Genomic DNA, 14,081 nt, shown 5'->3' with positions numbered 1-14,081 from the left:
CGTTTTACAATTACTAAGGTTGCTCAAAGCTGAACGGTGTAGGGGGCTGCTGGTGATAAATATCTACCCGGTTTACTCCGTCCCGGATGGTGCCGGCGTCATCGAGCACGATAGATTCAGGAAAGGCAAAGTGCTCGCGCAGTTGGGCCGCGTCAATGGGGCCCGTAAAGGCGTAGTGCAGTTCGCCCCCGGGGTCGGACCGCCACCCGTCCGTGTGCCACCACTGCGCCGGGCAGTTGCCCTGAGCCAGCAGAAACTCAATGACGGGGCGCAAGTGGCCGGTGCGCGTGTCGTGGCCAGGGCCGTGGGCGGTTCCTTGGGGCGCAATCGGACGCTTGGGTGGGGGCTGTAGTGGATTTGGGTCGTGCATCGAGCAGGTCACAAACGTGGTCAATAGCCAACTCGCCCCGAACGTAAAGGGCCAGCAGGCGCAATTCATAAAAATCCGCGGCCGCCACCGTACCCTGGGTGAGCTGCAGACACCCTTTTACGACCTGCCGCCGCCTTGCTTCGTCTACCATCCCGCAAAGGTGCGGCCTACTTAATCGGGCAACAAGCTGAACAAAAGCCTATTCCGGTGCTAAAAACCCGTATTTTACCGAGGGAAACACGTAGCAGGCCGGCCCGTCCGGCAAGGATAACTACGTAGAGGTCCGGTATCTCGCGTGGCCCTAGGCAAACTGGATTTTGGGGGTAGTCGGGGGTGGGTATTCTTTCCCTCTGGTTCCTGGAAAAAGTCGCTTAACATAAAAACGGTTCTCGGACACTTCTGGGAATCGCACCGGTTTTTGCCCCCACGGCCCCACCGCCTGGCTGTGGTACTTTCCCGGTGTGGGGCCTTATTTTTCGGGTGTATTTTGCAGGGGTTTGGTAACTTGACCCATCTACATCAAGAGTACCATACCTGCTCTTTTCTTTCAGCGTATCCGTTCTATGGTTGACTATTTATGCCTGAAGCTCCTACCTCTCGCAAGCGCAGGCCTCCGCTAGCAAATTCTCTATTACAAAGCGGAATATCACACATGCGGGTAGCGTTGGAGTTCTTCAACCGTCCAACCCAACCGCACCGTTATGAGATAGCAGCCGAATTAGCATTAGCTGCTTGGGAGAAAGTCTTAAAAGCCTATCTGTATAAGGTCAGACCACGATTCAAAATATTCCTTCCAGACGGCAAAACTAAAGGCCTAAACGAATGCCGGGATGAAGTCAGAAGACGCTTAACTGGTAGTGCTCAGTCTTTCCTTGCAACTCATGCCAATCTAGGCATCACCTACAACTACCGTAACCAGAGCGTGCACCTTTATGGGCAAGCTATGGACGCTATACTACTAGGCCTCTTTGCTGAATGCGTTAGGAATTTTTCTCACTTTGTGAGGCAACATTTCCAACGAGAACTCCTCTCACCTGAGGACCTAGGGGTGCTACCAGTAGGTTTCAGCAGGCCTATAGTCCCTGAGGATTTCTTAAGTAATCAGTCAGCAAGTACCAATGCGCCAATTGAGGTACGCAACTTTTTAAAAGCTCTTAGCGATGCTGGAGAAGAATTGCATGCTCAGGGATTGACACCAGAGCACTCTATCTTAGTCACATACTTCGTTCATCTGGAGGATTCAAGGAGAGCCTCCAATGCTGATCTTGTGGTCCGGGTAAACAACTCTGAGCCTGAAGCAGCTACGCTCAGTGTGCATAGACACATTACATTGCCAGAGCAAGTTAGAATCACTAATAGCAGAAATGCGCCTGAAGTACAATTAGGTGATGACCAACTTTGGCAGCACTTTAATCTGCGTACATGCGATGTACAAGAATTCGTAAAAGAACGCTGGCCTCACGTTAAGCATAATCAGCAATTTTGGGACTTGCTTACTCGCCTAGGGGAAAACCCAAACGTTCTACGTATGAGTTACTTAGATCCTGTTAGGAAAACGGGCAAGGGAAAAAAGATGTATAGCGACGTGATTTATCAGCTTCTAATAGCTGAGTATGGAGAGTAAGCATGGCGTCTAATGAAGGGGCCAACTGTTAGTCCGCCTTCTCTAACGCACTCCCTAATAGTGCAATTTTCATTGCTTCACAAGCACTTGTATTGTCAATTCAACCACAAAAGTTCTGCCTACGAAACACATTTACGGTCTTAATTCATGGTTTTCATCACCCCACCAATCCCACCCGCTGACGTTATTTCACTAGGCGTTTATCACCCTTGGCACGGTGGCAACAATCCTGCTTTTGATGCTTTTAGTAGCCTTGTTCTAAGTCTAAAGAAACAGGAAACCAGAGGTTTGAACTACTTCCTAGCGCAACTAGCACCACTTTTTCGAGACGGTATTGCTATTGCCGTAGTCCCCTCTCATGACCCAGCAAACACCACTTCGGGCATGAAAACGTTGGCTAAACACCTGATAAACAACACAGCACGTATTGATGCAGTAGACTGTTTACAGCGGACAGTGAAAGTGGTGAAGTCAGCTACAGGTGGTGACCGTAGCATACAAAAGCACCTTGGCTCCATTCAGGTGAATCAGCCTGAACTAATCAGAGGGCAGACAGTATTGCTACTGGATGACGTAACCACCTCTCATAATTCGCTTCAGGCTTGCCGCTCCTTGCTCCTAGATGCTGGAGCTGCTTCAGTGCAGGGGTATGCCCTTGGTCAAACTCAATGAGAACCCCAACATGAGATCCGAATATATCTTAACCCTGCTCAAAACGCCTAGAATCGGTCGTAAAACAGCAGAATTCATCATTGCCAGCTGCTCGGATACCCCTCACCGCGTTGCTGACCTATTAGATTGCTTTCACACGGCTCGCAAGAAGCGACCTAGTATGCCAGTGCCTACTCTTGATGACCTCCACACAGCACATGAGAAGGCACTAACAGTACTGAGCAAGTGTGAGCAAAGCGGAGTCGACGTGCTTTCAACAGATGACAGGCACTATCCCGACCGCTACCGGAATATTCCAGACCGGCCGTTACTAGTGTATGCTAAGGGCAATTTGCAGGCACTTAACACGGAGCATTCAGTTGCCATCATTGGAACTAGAGAACCTAGCGCTTTTGGTAACAAAGCAGGTTATCGGTTAGCCCAATTGTTTGCTGAACAGCGATTTACCGTTATCAGTGGCTTAGCTACTGGCTGTGACACCATCGCGCACCGAGCTTGCCTAGATGCAGGGGGGCAAACGGTGGCAGTACTGGCAAGTGGCGTGGACTACATTTATCCGAAAGAGAACAGGGGGTTAGCGCAAGAAATTCTTGAGACTAATGGGTGTCTAATCTCTGAATATGAGGTTGGCGTAAAGCCTCAACCCGTCTTTTTTATTGACCGCGACCGTTTGCAAAGTGGTCTTAGTGACGCCGTTATCGTCATTGAGACAGATATTAAAGGCGGCACTATGCACACCGTCAAATTCTCACAACAGCAAGACCGCTATCTAGCATGCCTTTCACATCCAGCACAGTATCGCGACCATGACAAGGCACAGGGGAATAACATGCTTATTCACGATAAGAAAGCCTTCCCGCTAGGCAGTAGCGAAGAAATCAGTCGATTCCGCAACCTGCTTGTGCATGGCCAATACAGAGACTCAGACCAAGCCCCAATAGCACAACCATTGACTACACTTCCTAAAGCAACAGCAGCACTCTCAGCTTCTGCACAAAACCCTAATTATCATGCAGATGGGGAGTATGAGCTTCATGTATCACCTGGTACACAGTATAAGTTTTTTTAAGTATGTACCTAATCTTTGACCTCGACCAGACATTACTTGATTCTAGTATTGCAGAAGTGCATCGCAAAAACAGGCAGTGGCCAAACGTTTATCCCCTTATCCCTAGAATGGGAGTGTACGATGGCATTGAGGAAATTTTCGCTCATATCAGCCGGACTGACACCAAGGTCGCCGTTGTGACATCGTCTCCTGGAACATACTGTAGCAAAGTCATTCAGCACTATAAGTGGCCCATTCCCATTACAGTATGCTACCATGACACTACACAGCGCAAACCACACCCTGCACCAATTCAGCTTGCATTAGAGCGGCTAGGCAACCCTCCCCTCGATCAAGTATACTCTTTCGGGGATATGGCTACTGACATTACTGCCTCTAATGCAGCAGGAGTACACAGCGTGGCATGCTTATGGGGAAGTAATGACCCTGCAGCTCTGTTAGCAGCGCAGCCAGAGTTCACTTTCAACACCCCGCATGAAGTAGTAGCCTTCTTAGATAAATTGCGCGCTTAGCTACTTAGGAGCAAATAGAATATATTTTGGGGGACGGTTCGCGAACACTCGATGTGATCGTTTCCCAGTCGAGGGACCTTGTTTACGACGTTGACTCTCGACCAGTGCCGCCTCGGCCAGCGCGAAGTTGTGGGCGTGGCGGGCGTCTCGTGGCGGGTCGAAGCGGCGCAAGCCTCGGCGCTCCTGCAGCATCAGGGCGTGAATGTTCGTTTGGTCCTCTTCATGGACCGATTCCACGTCCCAATGCACGGCCCCGTTCTCGAAGAAAGCGGCGCGCACGGCCAGCAGGGCAAGGGTACGGGCCTGGTTCCGGGGCCACTGCTCAATCAATTCGTCCAGCTCATTGGCTGCTGCTAGGTAAGTTGGGTACTTCCATAAGCAGTACAAGGTGTAGGCCGGCCGGGTGGGGTCACCCTGGAACGTTCTAACCGGATAGAGGTGCTTGCTGAACCGCTGGCGGGCCTGCTGGCGGGCCTGCTGGCGGGCCTGCTTTTTCTGGCTTCCTGTCATACCATACTATACGCAAAAAAGCCCCTTTTCGCCGGCAAAAAGGGACTTTTCTCGCTTCACTACCGCCTCTTTTTCGGGCTACATTCCGATTCCTCGGCTGCGACGCTCCGGCCTCGGGGCGGGGTGCTCCACGGCCGGCGTAACAGCTTGGTCCGGGGCGGCTGGGGTCACGTCGCGCTGCGGGGTCACGGCCTGCTGCGGCTGCTTTTGCTCGGCGGCTTGCTGCGCCGCCTGGCGTTGCAGCTGCTCGCGCAGGGCCTGGGCGCGCAGGGCCGTGCATTCCTCGGGGGTGCCGTGCTGCATCGTGTGGGCATAGCGGAAGGTTTCGACCAGGGGCCGCTCGTAGCCGAACGCCTGGTCAAAGGCCTGCTCTACCCGCTCCGAGTACTGCTTGCGCTCGAAGCCGCCCGTTACTACCCCGCGCTCGGTGTTTTTGTGGTTGGTCAGTGGGCTCAGATGGTAGGGGTTCTTGCGGTCCAACTCGCCGGCCTGCTTGCGCTCGGTGTAGCGGGCAAGGTTCTCTGTGCGGCTGACCAGGACGTGAACGTGCGTCTGCTCACCTTCCTTGGCCTGGCCCCGCTTCACGTCGCCCACCTGCACCGCCCGGTCCTGGGGGCCGGTCGTGCGTTCGTGCTCCACCTTGGCGAAGTACACCAGGTCTTTCCCCTCGATGCCCTTCCCAAAGTTGGCCGCGTACTCTTCCATCGCCGCCCGGGTGTAGGTTTTCAGCTTCTCCGGGTCGCTGCCAATATGGCGCAGTTCAGCCTGGCTCGGGGCAAGTATCACCTGGTAGTACTTGTCGGCGTCGCGGTTCAAATTGCGCTTGTTGCGGTCGAGCGTCTGCGTAACTTCGGCGGCGGGCACGTCCTCGCGGTCGAGGCTGAACCACTCGCCTTGCACCTCCTTTTCAAGGTACTCGACCAGGCCCGCGCAGCTGCCGGTGCGCTGGGACAGGCCCTTGCCGGAACTGGGGATTTTGGCAACCATTAGGCGGGCGGGGTGGCGGGTGAAGGGGGCGGTGGGGTAGCGGCGGCCGGCGTCGGCGCGGGGACTCGCGGAATGAACTGGGCTGGGTTCAGCTCGCGGCCGAGTACGGTCGTGAGCACCTTGCGCAACGGGGCCAGCTCCGGAAAGGCGTCGTAGCTGGGGGCGGCGCTGCTCAGCAGGTTCGGGTGCCGGTACTCGGGTTTGAAGGCCTTGCGGACCACCGACGTCAGCCACTGCTCCACGTCCGTCAGCTGGGGCTCGGTCATCCCGATGGGAGCGGCCGTCCAGCTGTGCACGGCCTGCACCTCGGCCAGAATGGGCTTGAGGTAGGTCTTCTCCTGCTCCCGGATGAATCCAATGGTGCGCTTGTCCAATTGGTCGAGCTTGGCCGTGAGCTTGCCTAGGGCGCTGCTCAGGTCCGGGCCGTTAGGCTCGCGGGGGTCGGCCTTAGTCACCCGGAAGTACTGCACCATCGCGGCCAGCAGTTCGGGATTGGTCAGGCTGTGCTCCTTGGCCAGCTTCCGGAAACCCTGGTACGCCGCTTCGTCGGCACGTATCGTTTTGTCCATGAACTCGCGTTTGAACTCAAATTGTTGTTGATAATCAGTGTATTGCATACGCATGTACTCGCTTTGAGTTCATTTCATTTTCCCTTTTGTTTGATTATCAACTACATAATATAGAGCGGAACGCTATGAAGCGAAGCGAATAGCGTTTCTGCTCGCTTCTGTTCCAGAACGACGACGTTAGGGGTACGTCCGCGCCGTTAGGATAGGCCCCACCCGCCTAACTCTGAGGTTTGATAAGTGAACAAGAGGGAAGAAAAGCCGCGGCCCACTTGGTACTGCCGCCTTTCTGTGCTACCCCTACGGCCTATCCTGAACGTACTTTTTAGGCGGTGCGGGCGGGTTCGTACCTGGCTGGGTTTTGGTCGAAAAGGATAGGTTCTGTCAGTCGCCCGTAAGCAAACAGCCGCTGCCCGAATCCCCCAAAGATGCTACCTGGTTAGCTCCGGCCTGGGCCTGCCTTACAGCCCATGCAGCGGCCCGTGGTCCTCGTCGGTGGCGGCTTGGCTGGCGGCTGGGGGGTTGGCCGGGGCCTCCGGTTTTGCAATTGCAAACGCCTCGGCCTCCTGCGCGGGACCGGCGACGATGGCGCGCACCTGGGCCTTGATGGCGGCGAAGTTTTGGCCCACCTGGTCGGCCGTTGCTTCCTGGAACGGGGCAATCTTCGCGGCCTTGCTCGGCTCGGCCCGGAAGGTGGCGCGGAACTCCGGGCGGCTGCTTTCCACCACCAGGCCCGCGAACTCGCCCACCCCGAAACGCATCACCTGCTGGGCCTCCAACTTGTCGCGCTGCTGGATGCTGGCCGACGTGCTGCTGCTCGTCGTGTGGGTGCTCGGCTTGAAGATGTTCAGCGGGCTGCTCTTGCTGCGGCCCGTCGTGGTGGCGTAGTACGTCTTGTCGATTTTGCCGAATAGCTTGCTCACCCGCTCGGCCGTGCTGGTGTTGGTGGTGCGGCCCCAAAACTGGTTGCCCAAGTTCGCTAGAATCATCTCCGCTTCCTGCCGACTTGTCAGGGCTTCCATCTGGGCCACGTCCTGCACGGCGTACACGGTGGCCACTCGGTTGCTGCGGGCCGTGGCCGGCAACTGGGCAAAATGGGGAATGAACAGCGTGGGCGCTTCGTCGAGGAGCACCAGGCTCGGCAAGCGGCCCTGCTGGTTCAGCCGCTTGATGGCCGTGGCCACGATGAGGGAAATGAGCGGGGAAAAGGTCGTGCTCAGGGCCGGGTCGTTGCCCACCACCAGGACGCCCGGCGTCTCGGCGCGGTTCAGGTCAAGCGGAACCTGGTCGCCGCTCATCACCCAAAAAATCTCCGGCGTGTTGAGCACCGCTAGGTAATTCTGAATGGTCGAGAACACGCCCGCAATGGTGTTTTCGGACTTGCTGGCGCTAGCAATCGAGGCAATCAGGCCGCGCACTTCCTCGTCCTGCTGCAGGGTGGCCAGCAGCTGCGGCGCGTCACTCTCCAGTATCAGGCTCACCGCGGCCGGCAAGCTGCAGTGCTGGGGGTGGTTGCGGCGCAAATACCAGATGCAGCCGGCCAGCAGCACCTCGCCCGACTGAATCCAGAAATTGCGCTGCTGCGCGGCCTTGGCGTCGAGGTTGGTCAGGATGGTGGCCGCGGCCTCGCGGGCAAAGCTGGCGGTGGCCAGCAGCTCGGGCGCGAGCGGGTTTACCCGGTGGCTTCGGCTCAGGTCGGTGAAGTTGACAAAGTAGGGCGTGACGGGGCTCCCCTGGTAGCTGCCCGCTACTTCCTCGGCCAGCGTGGGAAACTTGAAGTCATACACAACGCCCGTCAGGCCCAGCGCGCCCGCCTGCTGCAGGATGGGCTCAATAATCGACTTGCTTTTGCCGCTGCCCGCGCCGCCCGCGATGAAGGTGCCCCGGAACGGGTTGCCGAGTCGCACGTTTGGGCCGCTGGTAGTGCGCAGCACGAAGTGCAGGGGGTTGTCCTCGCTGCCGGGCGCCGCGGCCTCCTGCGGGCCGGAAACGGCGCGAAAAACGCTGTATCCTAGCCAGCCTAACAGGGCCCACGTTACGAGCCCGCCCAATCCAAGTACGCCGCCGAGTACGGTGGCCAGCAGGAACAGGCCCACGAAACGCACAAAGGACGTTAGCCAGTCGTCCGGGGCCTGGCGCAAGCCGACCGCTCGGTACAAGCCTCGGGATACCTGGGGCAGTGCCCGGTGCAGCAGCCGCGCCGCGAGCTGCGCGATACTCGCGTAAATCAGGGCCTCAACCAGGTGGCCCAACCAGTAAAAAATCGTCGTCATAGGGGAAAGGATAGCTCCGGCCTACGGTACGGCGAAGCCCAACAGGGGGCTAAAAACCGGGGGTAAACAGGGGTACAAGGCCGCACAAATAAGCTCAACAATAGCGAGTTATACCATTGATTACCAATAATATACAGTTTATAAAATGCGCGCAAATTACCGGCTTCTTGTGCCGTTGCTGTCTTTGTTTGGGCTGCGCCGCTTCGCCCTACCATCACCTTAAAAGCCTTTTTTCCCTCGCGCGAAACACAATTTGTGCTATTTGAGCTATTTGTTCTATTTGTAGAGCACGTAACTAATTGATTTAAAGAATGTAACAGCGCATAAAGGAAACCTTTGATTCGCGAAAGGAAACCTTTGATTCGCGAAAGAGAACTTTTGATTCGTGAAAAGGAAACCTTTGATTCGTCTGAAGGAAACTTTTGATTCGTGAAAGGTCAATAGTAAAAGAAACAGTTACTGACAATAGTTACCTTTGGTGTATAAATGTGTAAGCAGCAACCCTTGACACTATGAAGCAGACGCTGGAAGTCCGTCACCACAACGCTATTACAACGGCTCGTTACGAGTACAGTGAATTGCAGTTAGACCTGTTTTTCTACCTACTATCCAAGCTGCGCAAAGATGATACCTCCGGCGTGTATGAGATTGTGGTAAAGGACTTAAGCGAGATTACAGGCAAAAAATACGCGTACAACTACCTGCGCAAAGCCACGGAAGCAATGGGCTCCCGCATGTTTGAGGTGCTGACGGAAAAGAGCTACAAGCAATTGTGGATGTTTCAGCACATCGAATACATGACCGGGGAGGGACGTATCGAGGTGAAGCTGTCTGAATCTATCCGGCCCTACCTGTTCGACCTCAAAAACAACTTCACCAGCTTCGAGCTGCTCTCGGCGCTGCGGCTCACCAGCAAGCACGCCAAACGCATCTACACGCTTTGCAGCCAATGGAAGGACGTGGGCGAAACCAAGAAATTCGACCTGCTGGACTTCAAGAAAATGCTGGGCCTAGTCGATGCTAAGGGCAACGAGGAATACACCAAAGTCGCCATGTTTAAGGCGAAGGTGCTGGATGTGGCGGTCAAGCAAATCAACGAGCACACGGACCTGAGCATTAGCTACACGCTGGAAAAAAAGGGCCGCGCCTTCAAAAACGTGGTGTTCCTGGTCGAGCCGCAAGCCGTGGACGTGGTGGCCACGCTGCCCGACCTGGGGGCTGCGGCTCAATCGCTGCCGGGGGTGGCCGCGCACCAGGTTGAGAACGCTGGCCGACTACTCGCGCAGCTGAGCATCACCACGCCCGAACTGGTGTCGCAAATCCTGGCCAGCCCGGCACACGTCGCCGCCTGCAACAAGTTCGCGCACGACCTGAAAACCGGCAAGCACACTAAATCACACTCCCTCTCGGGGCTGCTGCTGACTATACTGGGTATCAAGAAAGCTAGCAACGGCCCGCTGTTTGACAAGCCCGCCAAAGCTCGTTAGCCTCGCTCCTATTTGCCGAATACTCGCTGCCAAAATCCCTTGCGGGCGGGCTCAGCCATTCGGGCGGCAATTCCTTCGACTAATTGGGTCAGCTGCTCCACCTGCACCTGCAGGTCGCGGGGGCTGGCTGGCAATTGCGACTGCGTGAGCTGGCCCTGACAGAAGGAACGCACGTCCTCATTGACAAACTGGCCCATCGTCTTGCCGGCGCGCTGGGCCGTTTTCTCTACAATGGCCCGCGTTTCCAAATCTACCCCCCGAATAGCCCAAAGGCCGGTATCTGGGGCCTTGCGGGGCCTTCCGCCTTTCGCTTTGGGTTTTGTTGTGTTTTGTTCCGGCTTTGTTTCGGGTGCTTCAACAGGTGTTAAACTTAACTCCGGTTCTGTTGCCGCGTTTTCGGGAAGTGTTGAACTCAACTCAGGTTCTGTTGCGGCTCCTGCATCAGGAGTTATACCTAACTCCGGTTTTGTTGCTGCCTTCGGCTGGCTCATCGGGTTCTGTTAAACGTTTAGTTTAACAGCTAAACTAGCAATAAATAGCCCGATTGCATTGTGATAACTAAACATTAGGTTTAGTTATCACAATGCAATCGGGCTATAAATCCGCTTTTTACAAGATTATACGCTATACAATAGGCGCGTTGCCTATACCGTAGTGGTACGGCCTAGCCTATCTAGGAAGTGCTTGCAGTTACACCGCTAACTGATTTAGCTTGCTACTTTTGTTAGTCCTATAGACTGAAAACTTAACCCACCAGACTTTGCCTCGCACCTCACTGCCCACAATGACGAATGAACAGATTTTTGTAGAGCTACGGGACAAAAGTTCTAATTGGCAAAATGAAGAGGAAGTGCGCGTTGGTTGGGTTACTACCCTACAACAGGCGCTGGGTATCACCTTCGACTTAGAGCGTGGCCGCCGCGATTCTAGCTACAATAACCTCATTATTGAGTTCAAGGATAAAGGTCTTTTCTATGGCCGGACGGACAGTGCTAAGTTCAAGGAAGCCATGGACGACCGCCTGGCCAAATACATTCCAAGGGCAGCGCGTCAGGATGGCCTCGACGCTAGCAATTACATAGGCATTGCTATTGACGGTGAACACCTAGCTTTTGCTCAGTGGGTAAATGGCCAGCTAGAGCCTGGCCCATTATACCCTTTATCAGCTACTTCCGTGGGGTTGGTGGTTGACGCAATTCAGGCGAATTTCCTCCGGGCTGTCACTAGCTCAAACCTCATAGAAGACTTTGGCCCTAATTCCCCGGCAGGTATGGCCGTAATGCGGGAATTAGCAGCGCTGCTTTCGGCCGCGCTGGCTGAACCAGATGGGAACAAAATCACCATGCTCTTCCAAGAGTGGCGCACACTCTATGGGCAAATTTCGGATGCTGCTCGCCGGGCCGCTGCTGCGAGTCAGGCGCAGCTCAGATTTCAGGTGCAGGTGCCGGAAGAGTTGCTAATTCCGGCTAGCCTATTCATCATCCATACCTACAACTCGCTTTTAATGAAGCTACTGGCGGCTGAAATTATAGCGAGCCATGGGCTTACCTCGTTCCGTTTTTTCAGCCAAAGCATCTTAGCTCAGGATGAAGCCGCTTTGCCTGACTTGTTAGCCCGCGACGTTGAGGGAGGCGAATACTTCAATGCAGCTGGGGTAAAGGGTTTTGTTGAAGAAGCTATTTTCTCCTGGTACCTCTCCGCTTTCCAAGAGGGCAACGCTGGCCAGCCACTACTGGCCGCTATTCGGGCTTTACTGTCTAGGCTCTCCTTGTATCGCACCGATAAGCTAGAAGCTGCCCAAGCGAACGACGTACTTAAAAGCTTCTACCAAAACCTTGTTCCTGAGGTGCTTCGCAAAAGTCTGGGCGAGTATTATACTCCCGACTGGCTGGTAAAATACAGTGTAGATAAGGTAACGCCGGCCTCGTGGTTGGGGGTGCGCGTGCTTGACCCTACGTGTGGCTCCGGGTCGTTTCTGCTCGAAGCAATCCGCCGTAAACGGGCTGCAGCAGTGCTTGCCGGTACCAGCAGCCTTGAATTGCTGCAAGAGTTAGCGCACACGGTGTGGGGGTTTGACTTGAACCCACTGGCGGTGCAAACGGCACGGGTTAACTACCTAATCGCTGTGGCCGACCTCTTAGCCGCCAATCCTGGCCATGAGTTTGAAGTTCCTGTACTGTTAGCTGACGCGGTGTACTCGCCGGCTCGTCAGCCCTACGAGGCGGAAGATGTGGTGCGTTATCGGGTTGGCTCGGAAGTGGCCGACCTAGAAGTGGTTTTGCCGGCAGAGCTTGCCCTTGACCGGGTGCGTCTTGATAGAGTATTTACTGTTCTGGGGGCTGAAATCGAGCGGAACCATGAACCTGCTGAGGCGCTGCAAGCCTTGGTGCGTCGCCATGCTCTAACGGCTAGTGAGGTAAGCAACTGGACCGGGCCACTAAGTCAAACCTACGGCAACGTATTAGCCCTGCACCGCCGAAACTGGAACGGTATCTGGTTTCGCATCGTGCGGAATTTCTTCTGGTCTGCCACAGCTGGCCAGTTTGATATAGTAGTAGGCAACCCACCATGGGTGCGCTGGGCCAACCTGCCATCACTCTACCGGGAACGGGTAAAGCCTACCTGTGAGCAGTATGACATCTTCTCTTCTACTCCTTTTAGTGGGGGCAACTCCCTGGATATTTCCGGGCTAATCACTTATACGGTAGCGGATAAGTGGTTGAAACCAGAAGGCAAGCTAGTGTTTGTACTCACGCAGACACTATTTCAAAATCCTTCGTCGGAAGGCTTCCGGCGCTTTCGCATCAACGAAACGATGCACCTGCTTCCCGTTGAAATAGATGATTTAAAGGCACTTAAACCGTTTGCAGATGCTGCGAATAGTACGGCTGTCGCTGTATTTCAAAAGACAGAAACCGGACGCAACCCCTACCCGGTGACGTATCGAGTATGGGACCGAATAGGAACGACTTCAAGAAATATCCCTGCCGCAAGTTCGCCTGCGGAGGTTATGGCGCGCATCGAGTTTAAGGCTATGGAGGCCAATCCAGTAGGCGGAGTTGGCTCGCCCTGGGCTATCCTCCCACCTGGCCGCCATGAGCAGCTTGACGTGTTGCAAGGCACTTGCGATTGGGTACAGGGCCGCAAGGGCATTACGGCCGACCTAAACGGCATCTATTTCGTGCCGATTCTAGCTGAAAATGCTGGGCTGAATCGCGTTCAGATAGAAACTCGCCCGGAAGCGGGCAAGACTGACCTTGGCCCCAAACGTCGGTTTTGGGTCGAGCCGGATTTGCTATATCCGCTCCTTAAAGGAGCATCTGATATTGCCCCTTGCCGCCTCACTCGTGAGCACGAATGGTTTGTATTTGTGCCAAATACGGGCATTCTACGCCGACATTATGAGGCAGCTGCTGACTTAGTAGAAGGTACTTTGCCCCTCACCCTCCGGTACTTTGAAACCTATCAGGCAACGCTTGAACGGCGTTCTACTTACCGGCTTCGGATGAAAAACGCGCCATTCTATGCCATTTACACGGTGGGCAATTACACGTTTGCCCCTTACAAAGTGGTATGGGCTGAGCAGGGCAAGTTTGGGGCTGCTGTGGTGACTTCGGCACCTGTTCCATTGCAAGGAGACAAACCGTTTATACCTGACCACAAGCTGTTTTTCGCTGATTTTTATGAGGAAGCGCCCGCCTATTTTCTGTGTGGCTTACTCAATGCTCCTTGCGTGAAAGAGTACATAGAAAGCCACTATATCTCCATTCAATTAGGCGACGTGTTCAAACACATGACTTTGCCTCCTTACGATGCGGCGGAGCCTCGGCACGTCGAACTAAGCGAGCTGGCCAAACAGGCTCACTTGTGCCCTGAGGCGGAATATCCTGTTGAACTGGCTAAGGTTCTGGCTCTTGCTGACAGCATCCTATTGGGTGTTTAAAGGACAGGTTTTGTCCGCTAGCACGGCGTAAAACGCAAAAGCATCTTACTGACAGTAAGATGCTTTTG

General features: G+C 54.7%; 12 protein-coding genes. 6 read left to right on the top strand and 6 right to left on the bottom strand.

The genetic code is table 11. The features are described from left to right. Positions 1–13: 13 nt before the first annotated feature. The gene (locus tag N008_RS21065; protein WP_197063011.1) at positions 14–370 is read right to left on the bottom strand and encodes a hypothetical protein; all 357 of its coding nucleotides are present in this window, start codon (positions 368–370) and stop codon (positions 14–16) included. 577 nt (positions 371–947) lie between these two features. Between N008_RS21065 and N008_RS23480 the strand changes: the two genes are divergently transcribed. From N008_RS23480 to N008_RS24335, 4 genes are all read left to right on the top strand, one after another. Continuing rightward, positions 948–1,994 carry a DUF3644 domain-containing protein gene (locus tag N008_RS23480; RefSeq protein WP_156109494.1) on the top strand — a complete coding sequence of 349 codons (1,047 nt, stop codon included), beginning with the start codon at positions 948–950 and terminating at the stop codon, positions 1,992–1,994. A 147-nt stretch (positions 1,995–2,141) separates the two neighbouring features. Then, positions 2,142–2,666 carry a ComF family protein gene (locus N008_RS23475; RefSeq protein WP_156109493.1) on the top strand — a complete coding sequence of 175 codons (525 nt, stop codon included), beginning with the start codon at positions 2,142–2,144 and terminating at the stop codon, positions 2,664–2,666. Beyond that, complete coding sequence (locus N008_RS22595; RefSeq protein ID WP_071884662.1) at positions 2,617–3,735, top strand: DNA-processing protein DprA; 1,119 nt, start codon at positions 2,617–2,619, stop codon at positions 3,733–3,735. The genes N008_RS23475 and N008_RS22595 overlap by 50 nt, the downstream gene beginning before the upstream one ends. Positions 3,736–3,737: 2 nt before the next feature. After that, positions 3,738–4,247 (top strand): HAD hydrolase-like protein, encoded by a 510-nt coding sequence (locus N008_RS24335; protein ID WP_071884661.1) that lies wholly within the window; start codon positions 3,738–3,740, stop codon positions 4,245–4,247. Here the strand turns inward: N008_RS24335 and N008_RS21060 are convergent, their stop codons facing one another. The 4 genes from N008_RS21060 to N008_RS21045 all read right to left on the bottom strand — a co-directional run bounded on the left by N008_RS21060 (position 4,248) and on the right by N008_RS21045 (position 8,583). After that, positions 4,248–4,757, bottom strand: coding sequence for a hypothetical protein (locus N008_RS21060; RefSeq protein ID WP_044019338.1), 510 nt, complete (start codon positions 4,755–4,757; stop codon positions 4,248–4,250). 78 nt (positions 4,758–4,835) lie between these two features. After that, positions 4,836–5,744, bottom strand: a complete 909-nt coding sequence (locus tag N008_RS21055) for a DUF5712 family protein (protein ID WP_071884660.1) — start codon at positions 5,742–5,744, stop codon at positions 4,836–4,838. Next, on the bottom strand, positions 5,744–6,313 hold the full coding sequence (locus tag N008_RS22110; RefSeq protein WP_052381944.1) for a BfmA/BtgA family mobilization protein: 570 nt from the start codon (positions 6,311–6,313) through the stop codon (positions 5,744–5,746). Before N008_RS22110 ends, N008_RS21055 begins: the two co-directional genes overlap by 1 nt. 458 nt (positions 6,314–6,771) lie before the next feature. Continuing rightward, positions 6,772–8,583, bottom strand: coding sequence for a type IV secretory system conjugative DNA transfer family protein (locus N008_RS21045; RefSeq protein ID WP_052381943.1), 1,812 nt, complete (start codon positions 8,581–8,583; stop codon positions 6,772–6,774). 512 nt (positions 8,584–9,095) lie between these two features. Here N008_RS21045 and N008_RS21040 point away from each other — a divergent pair. Continuing rightward, entirely contained in the window at positions 9,096–10,070 is a 975-nt protein-coding gene (locus N008_RS21040) for a replication initiation protein (RefSeq protein WP_052381942.1), read from the top strand. 8 nt (positions 10,071–10,078) lie between these two features. Here the strand turns inward: N008_RS21040 and N008_RS21035 are convergent, their stop codons facing one another. Next, complete coding sequence (locus N008_RS21035; RefSeq protein ID WP_044019337.1) at positions 10,079–10,561, bottom strand: hypothetical protein; 483 nt, start codon at positions 10,559–10,561, stop codon at positions 10,079–10,081. A gap of 293 nt (positions 10,562–10,854) precedes the next feature. On the opposite strand from N008_RS21035, the gene N008_RS21030 reads away from it, so the two are divergent. Then, entirely contained in the window at positions 10,855–14,013 is a 3,159-nt protein-coding gene (locus N008_RS21030) for an Eco57I restriction-modification methylase domain-containing protein (protein WP_044019335.1), read from the top strand. Positions 14,014–14,081 lie beyond the last annotated feature (68 nt).

It is taken from the genome of Hymenobacter sp. APR13 (assembly GCF_000737515.1).
In the GTDB taxonomy this organism is placed as follows: domain Bacteria; phylum Bacteroidota; class Bacteroidia; order Cytophagales; family Hymenobacteraceae; genus Hymenobacter.
The sequence above is the reverse complement of the archived record's forward strand: the minus strand, read 5'-3'. Positions and strand labels throughout refer to the sequence as shown.